Here is a 12,561-nt window from a genome sequence, read left to right as displayed (position 1 = left end):
AAATTACCCAATTTACATATTTCCAACAAGTAGGTGGTATTAACTGTGCCTTAGAAAGTGGAGAGATTACCATAGGTCTTGAAAGAATTTGTATGTATCTCCAAGACGTAGATAATGTTTACGACATCAAATGGTCAGAAAACTTAACTTACGGTGATGTTTTCAAACTTCCAGAATATGAAAATTCTAAATATTCATTCGAAGATGCAGACAATGATACCCTAGAAACCCTATTTAATATTTACGAAAAAGAAGCAGGAAGGCTAATTGAGCTTGGTTTAATTTATCCAGCCTACGATAATGTTCTAAAAACCAGCCACACCTTTAACACCCTTGATGCCAAGGGAGCCATATCTGTTTCAGAAAGAAACCACTATATCAAAAGAGTTAGAGATATATCAAGCCTAGTTGCCCAAAAATACATCGAAAAAAGAGAAGAGCTTGGCTTCCCTCTTTTAAGAAAGGAAAAGCATGCATAATTACCTATTAGAAATTGGAGTAGAAGAAATTCCTTCAGATTATGTCAAAAATACCAAGGTCCAATTAAAGGAAAAATTCGAGAAACTTTTATCTGAGAATAAATTATCCTACGAAGAAGTAGAAATCGAATCTACACCAAGAAGATTTATGGTTCTTTTAAAAAATGTTGCAGAAGAAGCCCAAGCAGAAATCATTTCTGTTAGGGGACCAAGTGCAAAGATTGCCTATGATGCTGATAATAACCCATCCAAAGCCCTACTCGGCTTTTTAAAGGGCCAAAAGGCTAGCTTAGAAGATGTGATTATCAAAGAGCAAAAGGGTGAAAACTACATCTTTGTAGAAAAAAAGGAAGAAAGCAAATCCTTAGAAGATATATTAAAAGAAAATGTTTATGAACTTGTAAAATCAATCTCCTTCCCAAGGTCAATGAGATGGGGAGGAAAGGCAATCAGGTGGGCAAGACCTATTAGGTGGTTTGTATCCCTCCTTGATGATGAAATTCTAGACTTTGATGCAGAAGGTATTGAAGTAGGAAATATAACTAAGGGCCACAGGACTCTTGGTTCTGACAAGATCCTTATAGAAAAAATTTCTGATTACGAAGCAAAACTAAAGGAAAATTACGTAATCCTAAGGGGCAAGGACAGGAGAGATATTATCCTTAAGGGCTTAAACTCTCTAGCAAGCCAAGTTGGTGGAGAATACATGAAAGACGAAGATCTCCTTGATGAGGTAGTAAATATTGTCGAATACCCAACAGTCCTAGTTGGCGATATTGATCCAGCCTACCTTGAATTACCAAAGGAAGTTATCACCACACCTATGAAGGACCATCAAAGATATTTCCCTATTCTTGACGATTCAGGAAAACTCCTTCCATATTTCTTGCTAGTTAGAAATGGTGATGACTATGAAAGTCAAAATGTAATCGAAGGAAATAAAAAAGTCTTGGTTGCAAGGCTTGAAGATGCTAAATTCTTCTACAACCTAGATGTTGAAAACAAATTAGAAACCTATGTTAAAGACCTTGATAACCTTGTATTTTTTGAAGGCCTTGGCAATATGGGCCAAAAAACCAAGAGACTTGTAGAGCTTTCCGCTCGTTATCAAAAAGAATTAAACTTAGGTGATGATATAGCTTGTGATGCTAAGAGAGCAGCCTACTTATCAAAGGCAGACCTAGTAACAAGGATGGTTGTAGAATTCACTGAGCTTCAGGGAACTATGGGTGCTATCTATGCCCTAAAATCTGGTGAAAACCAAAGAGTTGCCACAGCTATCAAGGAACAATACCTACCTAAAAACCAAAATTCAGAGACACCTAAATCTGTAGTAGGCATCCTACTTGCCATAGCAGATAAGATGGACTCCATAGTTGGTCTTTATGCCATAGAAAATTATGTAACAGGCAGCCGTGACCCATTCGGTCTAAGAAGGGCAGCCATTGGTATAATAAATATTATCCTAGAAAATGGCATAGACGTTGACATCAAAAAGTTAATCGCAGAGGCACTTTTAGTTTATACAGAAACCAACGCCCTAGCCTTTGACTATGATAAAACCATGAATGAAACCCTAACCTTCATCAAAGATAGGCTAAAAAACAAGCTATTAGATGATGGCTATAGGTACGATATAGTAAATTCTGTAATAAATACAAACTTTACAAATATTTTAAAAATGAGTGAAAAAGTCAAGGCTGTTAGTGAATTTATTAAAGAAAATGACGACTCACTTTCTTACTTGATTAGGATTAACAACCTAGCTAAGGATAGCCAAGCTAAAGAAATCAGAGAAGACCTCTTGGAAACAGACCTTGAAAAGAAATTCTACGGAGAAGTCAAAAAACTTGCAGAAATTGGTCTTGTAAGTAGCGCTGACTACAAAAAAGAACTTGAAAATATCCAAGCTACAAGTCTGGTAGGAAATGATTACCTAGACAATACAATGATCAATGTAGAAAATGAGGAAGTTAAAAACAATAGATTAGCTTTGCTAAATGCGTTTAAGACAAGAATGGCTCATATTTTTGATATTTCTGAGATAGTAAGATAGGAGATATTAATGGAAGATGTTTTGACGGTTGTTATTATAAGCGATTCGACGGGAGAAACTGCAATCAATTATATAAAATCTATCACCATCCAATTTCCAGACCTAGAAACAAGGATAATTAGAAAACCTGATATAAAAACAAAGTCTGAGATAGATGAAATCATGGACGGTCTAGATAAAGACTCAGTAATTGTAATTACAGTGGCTGATAAAGACCTAGCTCTTTACTTAAGAGAAAAGGCCAAAGAAGATAATGTAATTGTTCTAGATATTCTTTCTTATGGAATCAATAAATTTGAAAAATTAACTGGCAAAAAAGCTATAAGGAAACCAGGCCTAACCAGGACACTTTCTACGAACTATTTCAATATGATAGATGCTATAGAATTCGCCATAAAATACGATGATGGCAAGGATCCAAGGGGATTTTTAAAATCCGATATAGTCCTAGTAGGAGTATCAAGAACATCAAAGACCCCTACAACAATGATTCTAGCAACAAAAAATTTCAAAGTATCAAACCTACCACTTTTACCTGAATCTAAACTACCTCAAGAACTATTCGAGGTAGATCCTGACAGGGTAATAGGTCTTATAATTGATCCAAATAAACTTTCAAACATTAGGAGCGAAAGGACAAAAACCCTGGGTCTAGAAGGAGATAGCAAATATTTCGATATGCAAAGAATCGAAGATGAGCTAAACTACGCAAAAGAAGTCTTCAAAGACCTTGATTGCAAGGTGATAGATGTAACAGAAAACACAATCGAACAAACAGCTACAGAAATTATCGAGTACTATTTTGAGAAATTCCCAGAAGAAAGGGAAAAGAAAAGCTAAACTAGCTAAGAAGGGAAAACTATGTCAAAAGAAAAAATCCTAGTATTAAATTTTGGGGGTCAAACCGACCAACTAATAGTTAGACGTGTCAGAGAAATGGGAGTTTTTGCAGAAATTTACGACTGCGACACAAACCTAAAAGATATTGATTTAACAAACCTTGCCGGCATAATCCTAACAGGTGGACCTCAATCTGTAAATAACGATGAAAGTCTAAGAGCAGATGAAAAAATCTTTGGCCTAGGCGTGCCAGTATTAGGCATCTGCTATGGTCACCAATTTATAAACCAAGTTTTTGGGGGAGACGTCGAAACCCCAAAACTTGCAGAATATGGCAAGACTGAATTAATAATAGAAGAAAAATCAGAACTATTTAAAAATATACCAGAAAAATCCATAGTATGGATGAACCACAAAGACAGAGTAGCAAACATAGCTAAAGGATTCAAAGCAACATCAAAAACAGCCAACACAGAAGTAGCATCCATGGAAAATGTGGAAAAAAACCTATACTCTGTTCAATTCCACCCAGAAGTAGTTCACACAGAATATGGTAGGCAAATCCTAGAAAACTTCGTCCTAAACATTTGTAGTGCAGAAAAAACCTGGAAAATGTCAGACTTTGCAACAGAAATCATATCAGAAATCAAAGAAAAATACCAAGGCGAAAAAATGATCTGCGGCCTATCAGGCGGAGTAGACAGCTCTGTAGCAGCAACAATCGTATCAAAAGCAATCGGAGATAAGCTACAATGTATCTTTGTAGACCACGGACTCCTTAGAAAAGACGAAGCCAAATCCGTAATGGAAACCTACAAAAATCTTGGACTCAATGTCAAAATGGTAGACAAATCCAAAGAATTCTTAGACCTCTTAAAAGGAGTCACAGACCCAGAAACAAAAAGAAAAATAATCGGCAACCACTTCGTTGAAGTCTTCGAAGAAGAAGCCAAGAAAATCGGAGGAGCATCCTACCTAGTCCAAGGCACAATCTACCCAGACGTCATCGAATCTGGAAAAGATAAGGCAAGCGTCATCAAAAGCCACCACAACGTAGGAGGCCTACCAGAAGACATGGACTTCAAAGGCCTAGTAGAACCACTAAGAATGCTCTTTAAAGACGAAGTAAGAGCCGTAGGAGAAGCAATAGGCATCCCACACGACATGGTATGGCGCCAACCATTCCCAGGACCAGGCCTTGGAATCAGAGTCATGGGAGACATCACAGAAGACAAACTAAGGATAGTTAGAGAAACCGACGCCATCCTAAGAGAAGAAATCAAAAACTTCGGCCTAAACGAAGATGTTTGGCAATACTTCACAGTATGGACCCCAATTAAAACTGTAGGAGTAAAAGGCGACGCCAGAAGCTACGACAACGTAATAGCCATCAGAGCCGTCACCTCCACAGACGCCATGACAGTAGAAGCCGCCAACCTCCCATACGACCTACTACAAAAATTATCAAACAGAATGATAAACGAAGTAGCAGGAGTAGGCAGGATAGTCTACGACATAACCAGCAAACCACCAGGAACAATCGAATGGGAATAGTTAAAAACAGGCTCTAAAGCCTTATAAATAGTAATTTTGCAGGTGGCATGCTTGCAAAATGCTTGCAAATAAAATTATTGTAAATAAAAACGCTAATCGGTAGGTATTGACTGATTAGCGTTTTTGTAAGTAAATTATTTTTTTATTAATTTAGATATTGATTTTATAACTGGGATTACAATTACTCCTAAAGCAATTTGTCCTACTGGTTTGACGGCTTTGCCTACTTGACTTGCGATTCTATAAATATTTTTTTCTTTTTTATTGTTTGTTTTCATTATCCATTGCCTCCAAAAGTTCGTTACCTTTAAATCGTATTAGTATATTATCATTATGATAGTCTTGTTCATAAGTGTTTAGCAATTTTGTTTTATAATATTCTGGTGATCTATACCACATTTCTTCAAAATTATTATAAGATAACATAGGCTCAATTTTTGATATTCTATATAAATTTTGATGTTCAAAAACTTTTTTGCTATCATCCAACAATGAGCATATTAGATGAGGCTGTTTTAAGTATGTGTATGCATATGCCATAGGTTCTATAGACATACAATAATATTGAAAATATTCTTGTATGTCGTTATATCTTGTAGTTTGAGTTTCATAATAATTTGTTTTTTTAAAACAAGTCCATATCAGTTTTAGCTTAGATTCGGGAATTTCTTCCAAAGAATTTAATTTATCAATTAGTGTTTTTTCAATCAGTTCCCTCCCTTCTCTTAGCATAGAAAGTGAATCAAGTATGAGCTTTCTTTTTTCATCAAGATTACCTTTATAATTCAATGCATCTATTAAATGCTTTCTACCTGCATTTACCTTGGCGAATCTATCATTATCTTGTCCTCTTTCGATTCTTTTTGCAATTATGTGCAACTCTTGGATTTCTTCCATTAGGAGTTGATATTGTTGCTGCTCAAACATATTATGTATGGCATTATGAAAATTTATCATGTCTTGATTTGTCGCTTTTCCTTTAATTTCTAATCGAATTTTCCCACCTAAGCCTTTTTCGGTATAATCATATAAATCAGGCAATAAGTCTCCGGTTACTTTATCTTTTAGAAAACGAACATCGTGCATTTCCATTTTTTTTAACAATTCAGGAGTAAATTTGACTGCATAGTCTAATTCCGGGTTAATTATTTTGTTAGCTGTTTTTCCAATTTCAAAAGTATTTATCAATTGGTGTAACAGTCTCTTGGCATCAGTTTGATAGTCGTTCATGGAAAATATATTGATATTATCATTACTACTTATAAAATGTTTTTTAGATAAATCTATCTCATAGTTTTGTTTTTCCAACTCTTTTTTCTTACTCAAATGAATAAACCCTCCTTATAACTAACTATATCTCTTGAAGTATATTACTTTTTTTGAGATATTCAATATGCTTTTTTACTCTTTCATCTCTTGAAAGTTCCTCAAATTCTTTTTGTGTTAGTGGTAGAGAATAATACTCTACGGATTTATTTTTCATGGAATCAAACTGTTCTTTTGTAATGGAGTAGGACTCCAAGTCAAACAGATTATCTGATAGTTCTTTTAAAATATTGCAAACATCTGCATTAAACGGATGCTCTTTGTCATTGCCATAGAACACAAGCTTGACATTCCATTTATTTTCATCAGTTTCAATGTCATTATTGGGGAATTTATCTTCCACAATTATTTCAAATCCGATTTCTTTTTTCATTGCCAGTTCATACATAAATAATACAAAATCTCTCAAGCTTGAAAGACCTAAAGTATAGTCACTTCTTCCGGCAAGCCAGTCTAAAGATACTTTGCATTTATCGGCAATATCTATCAGAACATCTATTGTAGGATTGTTTTTTCCGTTTTCGTATGCAGACATAGAAGGCTGAGGTATTCCTAAAAACTCAGCAAATTCTTTTTGTGTTTTTTTATTTATAGAACGAAGATATTTCAATCGTTCCGATACAGTTTTATTATTCATATTATAATCTCCTATATTTATTATATATTATTATATCAAATCGTATACTAAAAATAAAGAGAAATTCGGATAAAAATCAGAAACAACTATTGACTTCTGTTATATAAATCAGTATACTAATATATATCGCAAGTTCAAATAAATAGAAAAGGAGGAAAAATATGAGAAAGATGTATGTTGATGCTGAAGAAGTCAGCAAAGATTGGGGAGTTTCAAAACCCAAAGCATACAAAATGATAAAAGAATTAAATGAGAGAATGCTAAAAGACAATCCGAACCTGATAGTGATTGCAGGTAAGGTTAATCGAAAATTTTATGAAGAAAACTGTTATGGTCAAACGAAAGAAGTATAGGAGGTGATGATGTGTCAGCCAGCAAGGATAAAGAAAGAGGCACATGGAAAATCTATTTAAGGTATGTTGATTGGCAAGGAGTAAAACAAATCCATACAAAACGTGGATTTGCTACAAAGAGAGAGGCATTGGAATATGAAAGGGAGTTTTTAGCAAGTAAGTCGAGAGATTTGAATATGCTTTTTGAATCCTTTGTTGAAATCTATTTGAGCGATTTAAAGCCAAGAATTAAATACAACACTTATTTGACAAAGGTTCATATTATAGAAACGAAAATAATACCTTACTTTGCCAAGAAATCTATAGCTGAAATAACAGCTCCAGATATTTTACAGTGGCAAAATGAATTGCTTAAAAAGTCAGATGGTGAGGGGAAACAATATTCTCAAACTTACTTAAGAACGATTCAAAATCAACTAAATGCGATTCTTAACCATGCCAATAAATATTACGGTTTAATAAGCAACCCTGTTCATAAAACTACTAAGATGGGAAAAGCGAAAGCACAGGAAATGTTATTTTGGACTAAAGAGGAGTATGAAAAATTCGCTGAAATTGTTAAGAGCAAACCTTCCTCATACTATGCTTTTGAGATACTTTATTGGTGCGGTATTAGAGAAGGTGAATTGCTTGCACTTACAAAAGACGATTTTGATCTTGAGAAGAAAACTCTAATTATTAGTAAATCATTTCAAAGGTTAAAAGGAAAAGATTACATTACATCTCCAAAGACAGAAAAAAGCAATAGAGTAATTCAATTACCACAATTTCTATGTGATGAAATGTCAGACTTCTTTGGGATGTTTTATCATCTGGATTCAAAGGCGAGACTATTTAATTTTACAAAATCATATTTACATCATGAAATGGATAGAGCTTGTAAGTTATCAGGAGTAAAACGAATTAGAGTTCATGATTTAAGACATTCTCATGTTGCTTATTTGATAGAGCAAGGTTTTTCTCCGGTGGTAATTGCAGAAAGATTAGGTCATGAAAGTATCTCAATAACCTTAAACTATGCACATTTATATCCGTCAAAGCAGTTGGAAATCATTGAAATGATAGAGAAAGAAAGGAATTAAATTTATTAAGATGAGTAAGATATTTAAAAGAGAAAGTCTACAAACAAAAGGTAGAAAACTGAAAGTCGATAAAAATAGAAAAAGAAATATTATAGTGAATTTCAGAATGTCTCCAGAAGAAAAAAGTTTATTGGAAGAGAAAATAGTATTATCAGGATTAAACAAACAGGATTATATGATTCAAATGAGTATAAATCATAAAGTTGAGGTATTTGGAAATATAAGAGTGTTTGATGAACTGAAAACGAAACTGAAAATGCTTGAAGAATATTTTGAAAATGTTAATTTGGACTGCGATATTGAAGACAATAAGCTTGAACTTCTGGTATATATTCTGGAAATGTTTGAAACGGTAAATAGAAATAAAAATGACTCTACCTACGGCAATAGATAGAGCCAAGAAGCAACCTGATAAGATTGCAAATCTCAAGAAATATTTTATCAGGTTGTACTTCTATCATCAACACAATTATGGAGGTAAAAATGATAAATAAAGAAAATTATATTAACAATATTCCACAAGAATTAAAAGAACGCAAACAGTGGTTATGGTTCAAGATTTATCATAACGAAGATAACAACGGAAAGATGAAAATGGTAAAAATTCCGATTAGTCCAATTACTTGTGAATCAAAAGAGTGGAACAAAGGAGAAAACTGGGGAAGTTTTGAAATAGCCTTAGAGGGACTAGAAAGAAGTGGTTGTGACGGACTATCTTTTGTATTAACTGAAGATGATCCATTTGTCTGCATTGATTTAGATAAGGTTAAGGATAGCTTTGAGGATGTAAAAGAGATAATAAGTGATTTTGGAGAAACATATAAAGAAATTTCTGTATCAGGAAATGGAGTTCATATCTTTGCTAAGGGCAAAATCCACAAAAACATCAATAATCAAATTGATCATTTTGAAATGTATAAATCAAATAAATGTATTGCTATGACAGGTGATGTTATAGGAACTTGCACAGAAATACAGAATGAACAGTATCAGTTGAACCTTTATTATGAAAAATATGCTATTAAAGAAACGATAAGAGAACGAATTTCCTATTATAAAAATATAGATAGTGATGTACCGGATATTGAAGGAATTTTAAAGGCTATCTATATGACAAATAGCAAAGGTAGAGAGCTTTTTAGAGGAGAATATTCTACAGGTGATGCCAGTAAAGACGATTTTCAATTGCTTCTTATTCTAAACAGTTTTACACATGGTAATGCAGATTTAATGCTTGAGCTCTTCCTGAAATCAGCCTTAAACCGAATGGGTGATATGAGTAAGAGAAGAACAGAGACAGCATATATTAAATACTTAAACCAGAGCATTCAGAAGGCACAGGAAGTAGGCGGAACGAATTATTGGGATTATAACTATCACAGAAAAACGAGGGAGGTAGTTCGTTGAAAGCATATACGATAGATACTGAGTTTGATGCCTCTGATAAGTATATTGTGTACAACATCATTGCAAGAAAAAGCATTACTTTGATAGTAGCTTCTCCTAAAAAAGGAAAGACTGCATTAGGACTAAATCTTGGTATATGTATCAACGAAGGAATTGATTTTCTTGAAAATAAAGTTAAAAAGGCAAAGGTTGTTTACTATTGCAACGAACTCTCAGGAAGGCTCATTCAAGAGAGAGTTAAGCGATTAGAATTACCTTGTTCGAACACCATGAAGTTCTATGAAGGAACAAGTTATGTAGACTTTGATGACTTTGAAAGAATCGTGAAAGCAGATACGGATTTAGGTTATGAAGTATTTATTGTAGACACCTTTTCTAAAATCAAATATGACAGAAAATATAATGCTAATGATCACAATGATACCTATGAAGTGATGGCAAAATACTATGATTTAATAGATAAGTATGGTTGCACATTTATTATGATGTACCACACAAAAAAGGATGCATCTATCAAAAGTGTGAGTGAAAAGGTAATCGGTTCACAGGCATTATCCGGTTCAGTAGATACGATTATAGCTATAAATAAAGCTTCTGAATTTGATACAGAGTTTAGTTTAGATGTAACCAGTAGGCTATTTGAGTCAAAGATATATCAGGTTAAAATTCATCCGTCAAAGAAGATATTAGAACTTGATAAAATTGATCCGATTGAAATGCTTGAGCCATCAATTCAAAGGCTGGTACAAGTAATGCCGAGATTAAAAGAAATAGAGGGAACAATCGTAGATATTTGTTCCAAAATCAATTTAGAAATTGAAAGTCCTCAGCAGTTTGGAAAGACATTAAATCGTAATAAGGATATTCTCAGGAAAAATGGAATAAGTATTACCATGAAGCGAGGGAAAAACAACAATAACTATCAAGTTAAATATAATTCAGAGGATGTGATTTATTAAAATGCCGTTCAAACCGTTCGTACCGTTTGATGTTTCATGTGTAAGGGAATGTCGTGCGGTATGAACGGTGCAAACGGTAATTGAAGAATCTACATCTATTTTTTCTGTGCAAGTTAAAGACTAATTTATAAAAATTATGAATTACATGTTGATAGCAAGCATATACTTTTTGACCACACCCAAAAAGTAGGCTTGAAATTTGATAACTCAAATTTGAAATATTTAGGGAGAACCCTAAGACCCCGAAGAAGAAAGGAGTGATGAAAAATGTCAAAGAGTGTTAATCGAAAAAATAATTACACTGTTCATTTTATGATAAATGAAGATGATATGAAAGAACTTAACAGAAGATTTGCTTTGACCAATTTTAAGAGCAAAAGAGAGTTTTATAGAGACAGTATTTTCAAGAATAGAATTATTAGCATTGATTTATCCGGTAAGTTTAGAAAAGAACTGCGAGAACTTTCTTCCCTTGTCAGTCGTAACTCAGTGAACCTGAATCAGATTGCAAAGGCAGCAAACAGTACAGGAGCTATTTATAAAGATGATATTGAAAGTATCAAGAAAGCCTTGCAGCGAGAACTACTTTTTTTATCAGGATTTAGAGAAAAAGTTTCGGACTATATTATCAATGAGGCAATAAGCTGATGGCAGTTACAAAGATACATCCGATTAAAACAACACTTAAAAAAGCCATAGACTATATCTGTAATGGTGATAAAACCGATGATGAAATCTATGTTACAACACACCTGTGTAGCAGAGAAAATGCTCATAAGGAATTTGAACTTACTAAGAAACAATTTAACTCAAGAACAAAGACCTTAGCACATCATTTGATTCAATCTTTTGTTCCGGAAGAAGTTAGCTTTGAAGAAGCACATCAAGTTGGAATTGAGTTATGTGAAAAGATTTTAGGCGGGAAATATGAATATGTTTTAGCAACACATATAGACAAAGACCATATTCATAATCATATCATTTTTAATTCCATAGATGTGGACGAGGGCAAGGTTTATCATTCTTATTACGGCTCCTATACGAATATCAGAAATCAAAGCGACAAGCTATGTAAGGAGCATAATTTATCTGTCATCGACCAAGAAATACAAAAGGAAATCAACGAGATTAAGCGAAGAAAGTTTGTGAATTGGTATGACTGGAATGAGGATAAAAAAGGTAAAAGTTATAAATCAAGACTTCAATTTGATATGGATAGAGTAATTCAAAAAGCAATAAGCTGGGAACATTTTCTTAAAATAATGGAACAATATGGATATGAAATTAAGTTTGGAAAGTATATTGCTTTCAAACAGAAAAATCAGCAGAGATTTACAAGAGCGAAAACCATAGGGGATAATTACACAGAAGAAAAAATCAAAGAAAGAATCCGAAATAAAGACAAAGATCTGGGCAATATCATAGACATTAAGAACAACGATAAAGCAAATTCCAGCAAAGGATATGAGCATTGGGTGACAAAGCATAATCTTAAAACAGCGGCTTCAACGCTGGTTGAGATTAGAAACAAAGGCTTTAAGTCAATGGTAGAATTAGAGCGTGGCATTAGTCGAATAGCCAATGAAAAGAATGAACTAAGACAGGAATTTGATAAACTTTCAAGGGAACAAAAGAGGATGAAGGAAGTTGTTAAACATATTCAAATCTGTATCAGTAAAAGAGAACATTATGAAGGCTACCGAAAAAATCCAAACGACAAGATTTATATGATGATGAACAGAAAAGATGTGGAAGCCTATCAGAAGTCTTATGAAGAAATAAATATTTTTCTGAAGCAATTTCCGCACTTGAGACATGTGGAGTGCATAGCGTTGATACAAAGAGTGAAATCGTGAAAATCCTGCATT

Annotated in this window: 14 protein-coding genes; 11 read left to right on the top strand and 3 right to left on the bottom strand. The window is 33.7% G+C overall.

What is annotated here, in order from left to right; translation table 11 throughout:
* The 4 genes from RQ907_RS04710 to guaA all read left to right on the top strand — a co-directional run.
* Positions 1-479 (top strand): glycine--tRNA ligase subunit alpha (locus RQ907_RS04710; protein ID WP_311492233.1); only part of this gene is annotated, 479 nt, incomplete at its 5' end.
* Complete coding sequence (gene glyS / locus RQ907_RS04705) at positions 472-2,535, top strand: glycine--tRNA ligase subunit beta (protein WP_311492232.1); 2,064 nt, start codon at positions 472-474, stop codon at positions 2,533-2,535. The genes RQ907_RS04710 and glyS, both read left to right, overlap by 8 nt.
* 9 nt (positions 2,536-2,544) lie before the next feature.
* A complete protein-coding gene (locus RQ907_RS04700) occupies positions 2,545-3,375 on the top strand; it encodes a pyruvate, water dikinase regulatory protein (RefSeq protein WP_311492231.1) in 831 nt (276 codons plus the stop codon).
* A gap of 21 nt (positions 3,376-3,396) precedes the next feature.
* Entirely contained in the window at positions 3,397-4,929 is a 1,533-nt protein-coding gene (gene guaA / locus RQ907_RS04695) for a glutamine-hydrolyzing GMP synthase (RefSeq protein WP_311492230.1), read from the top strand.
* A 134-nt stretch (positions 4,930-5,063) separates the two neighbouring features.
* Here guaA and RQ907_RS04690 read toward each other — a convergent pair whose 3' ends face one another.
* The 3 genes from RQ907_RS04690 to RQ907_RS04680 are packed head-to-tail and all read right to left on the bottom strand — an operon-like array spanning position 5,064 to position 6,892.
* Positions 5,064-5,207, bottom strand: coding sequence for a hypothetical protein (locus RQ907_RS04690; protein ID WP_276907114.1), 144 nt, complete (start codon positions 5,205-5,207; stop codon positions 5,064-5,066).
* On the bottom strand, positions 5,191-6,255 hold the full coding sequence (locus RQ907_RS04685) for a hypothetical protein (RefSeq protein WP_311492229.1): 1,065 nt from the start codon (positions 6,253-6,255) through the stop codon (positions 5,191-5,193). The genes RQ907_RS04690 and RQ907_RS04685 overlap by 17 nt, the downstream gene beginning before the upstream one ends.
* Positions 6,256-6,280: 25 nt before the next feature.
* Positions 6,281-6,892 carry a helix-turn-helix domain-containing protein gene (locus RQ907_RS04680; RefSeq protein WP_311492228.1) on the bottom strand — a complete coding sequence of 204 codons (612 nt, stop codon included), beginning with the start codon at positions 6,890-6,892 and terminating at the stop codon, positions 6,281-6,283.
* Positions 6,893-7,053: 161 nt separating this feature from the next.
* Here RQ907_RS04680 and RQ907_RS04675 point away from each other — a divergent pair, with 161 nt between their 5' ends.
* From RQ907_RS04675 to RQ907_RS04645, 7 genes are all read left to right on the top strand, one after another.
* A complete protein-coding gene (locus tag RQ907_RS04675) occupies positions 7,054-7,245 on the top strand; it encodes a hypothetical protein (protein WP_007392548.1) in 192 nt (63 codons plus the stop codon).
* An 11-nt stretch (positions 7,246-7,256) separates the two neighbouring features.
* Positions 7,257-8,327 (top strand): site-specific integrase, encoded by a 1,071-nt coding sequence (locus RQ907_RS04670; RefSeq protein ID WP_276907127.1) that lies wholly within the window; start codon positions 7,257-7,259, stop codon positions 8,325-8,327.
* Positions 8,328-8,337: 10 nt separating this feature from the next.
* The gene (locus tag RQ907_RS04665; RefSeq protein ID WP_276907129.1) at positions 8,338-8,721 is read left to right on the top strand and encodes a plasmid mobilization protein; all 384 of its coding nucleotides are present in this window, start codon (positions 8,338-8,340) and stop codon (positions 8,719-8,721) included.
* 89 nt (positions 8,722-8,810) lie between these two features.
* Positions 8,811-9,734 carry a DNA primase gene (locus tag RQ907_RS04660; RefSeq protein ID WP_311492227.1) on the top strand — a complete coding sequence of 308 codons (924 nt, stop codon included), beginning with the start codon at positions 8,811-8,813 and terminating at the stop codon, positions 9,732-9,734.
* Positions 9,731-10,693, top strand: a complete 963-nt coding sequence (locus RQ907_RS04655; protein ID WP_311492226.1) for an AAA family ATPase — start codon at positions 9,731-9,733, stop codon at positions 10,691-10,693. Before RQ907_RS04660 ends, RQ907_RS04655 begins: the two co-directional genes overlap by 4 nt.
* A gap of 267 nt (positions 10,694-10,960) precedes the next feature.
* Positions 10,961-11,341, top strand: a complete 381-nt coding sequence (gene mobC, locus RQ907_RS04650) for a plasmid mobilization relaxosome protein MobC (protein ID WP_297791279.1) — start codon at positions 10,961-10,963, stop codon at positions 11,339-11,341.
* The gene (locus tag RQ907_RS04645) at positions 11,341-12,549 is read left to right on the top strand and encodes a relaxase/mobilization nuclease domain-containing protein (protein WP_311492225.1); all 1,209 of its coding nucleotides are present in this window, start codon (positions 11,341-11,343) and stop codon (positions 12,547-12,549) included. Before mobC ends, RQ907_RS04645 begins: the two co-directional genes overlap by 1 nt.
* Positions 12,550-12,561 lie beyond the last annotated feature (12 nt).

This window comes from uncultured Anaerococcus sp. (assembly GCF_963510575.1).
Taxonomy (GTDB): Bacteria; Bacillota; Clostridia; order Tissierellales; family Peptoniphilaceae; genus Anaerococcus.
Note: the sequence above shows the minus strand (reverse complement) of the source record. Positions and strands in the feature narration are given on the sequence as shown.

Excerpts from the sequence above, each read along its gene's own strand:
- mobC (WP_297791279.1), top strand. The coding sequence starts at position 10,961 with ATGTCAAAGAGTGTTAATCGAAAAAATAATTACACTGTTCATTTTATG.
- RQ907_RS04700 (WP_311492231.1), top strand. The coding sequence starts at position 2,545 with ATGGAAGATGTTTTGACGGTTGTTATTATAAGCGATTCGACGGGAGAA.
- RQ907_RS04660 (WP_311492227.1), top strand. The coding sequence starts at position 8,811 with ATGATAAATAAAGAAAATTATATTAACAATATTCCACAAGAATTAAAA.
- RQ907_RS04675 (WP_007392548.1), top strand. The coding sequence starts at position 7,054 with ATGAGAAAGATGTATGTTGATGCTGAAGAAGTCAGCAAAGATTGGGGA.
- RQ907_RS04645 (WP_311492225.1), top strand. The coding sequence starts at position 11,341 with ATGGCAGTTACAAAGATACATCCGATTAAAACAACACTTAAAAAAGCC.
- glyS (WP_311492232.1), top strand. The coding sequence starts at position 472 with ATGCATAATTACCTATTAGAAATTGGAGTAGAAGAAATTCCTTCAGAT.
- RQ907_RS04680 (WP_311492228.1), bottom strand. The coding sequence starts at position 6,892 with ATGAATAATAAAACTGTATCGGAACGATTGAAATATCTTCGTTCTATA.
- guaA (WP_311492230.1), top strand. The coding sequence starts at position 3,397 with ATGTCAAAAGAAAAAATCCTAGTATTAAATTTTGGGGGTCAAACCGAC.
- RQ907_RS04690 (WP_276907114.1), bottom strand. The coding sequence starts at position 5,207 with ATGAAAACAAACAATAAAAAAGAAAAAAATATTTATAGAATCGCAAGT.
- RQ907_RS04665 (WP_276907129.1), top strand. The coding sequence starts at position 8,338 with ATGAGTAAGATATTTAAAAGAGAAAGTCTACAAACAAAAGGTAGAAAA.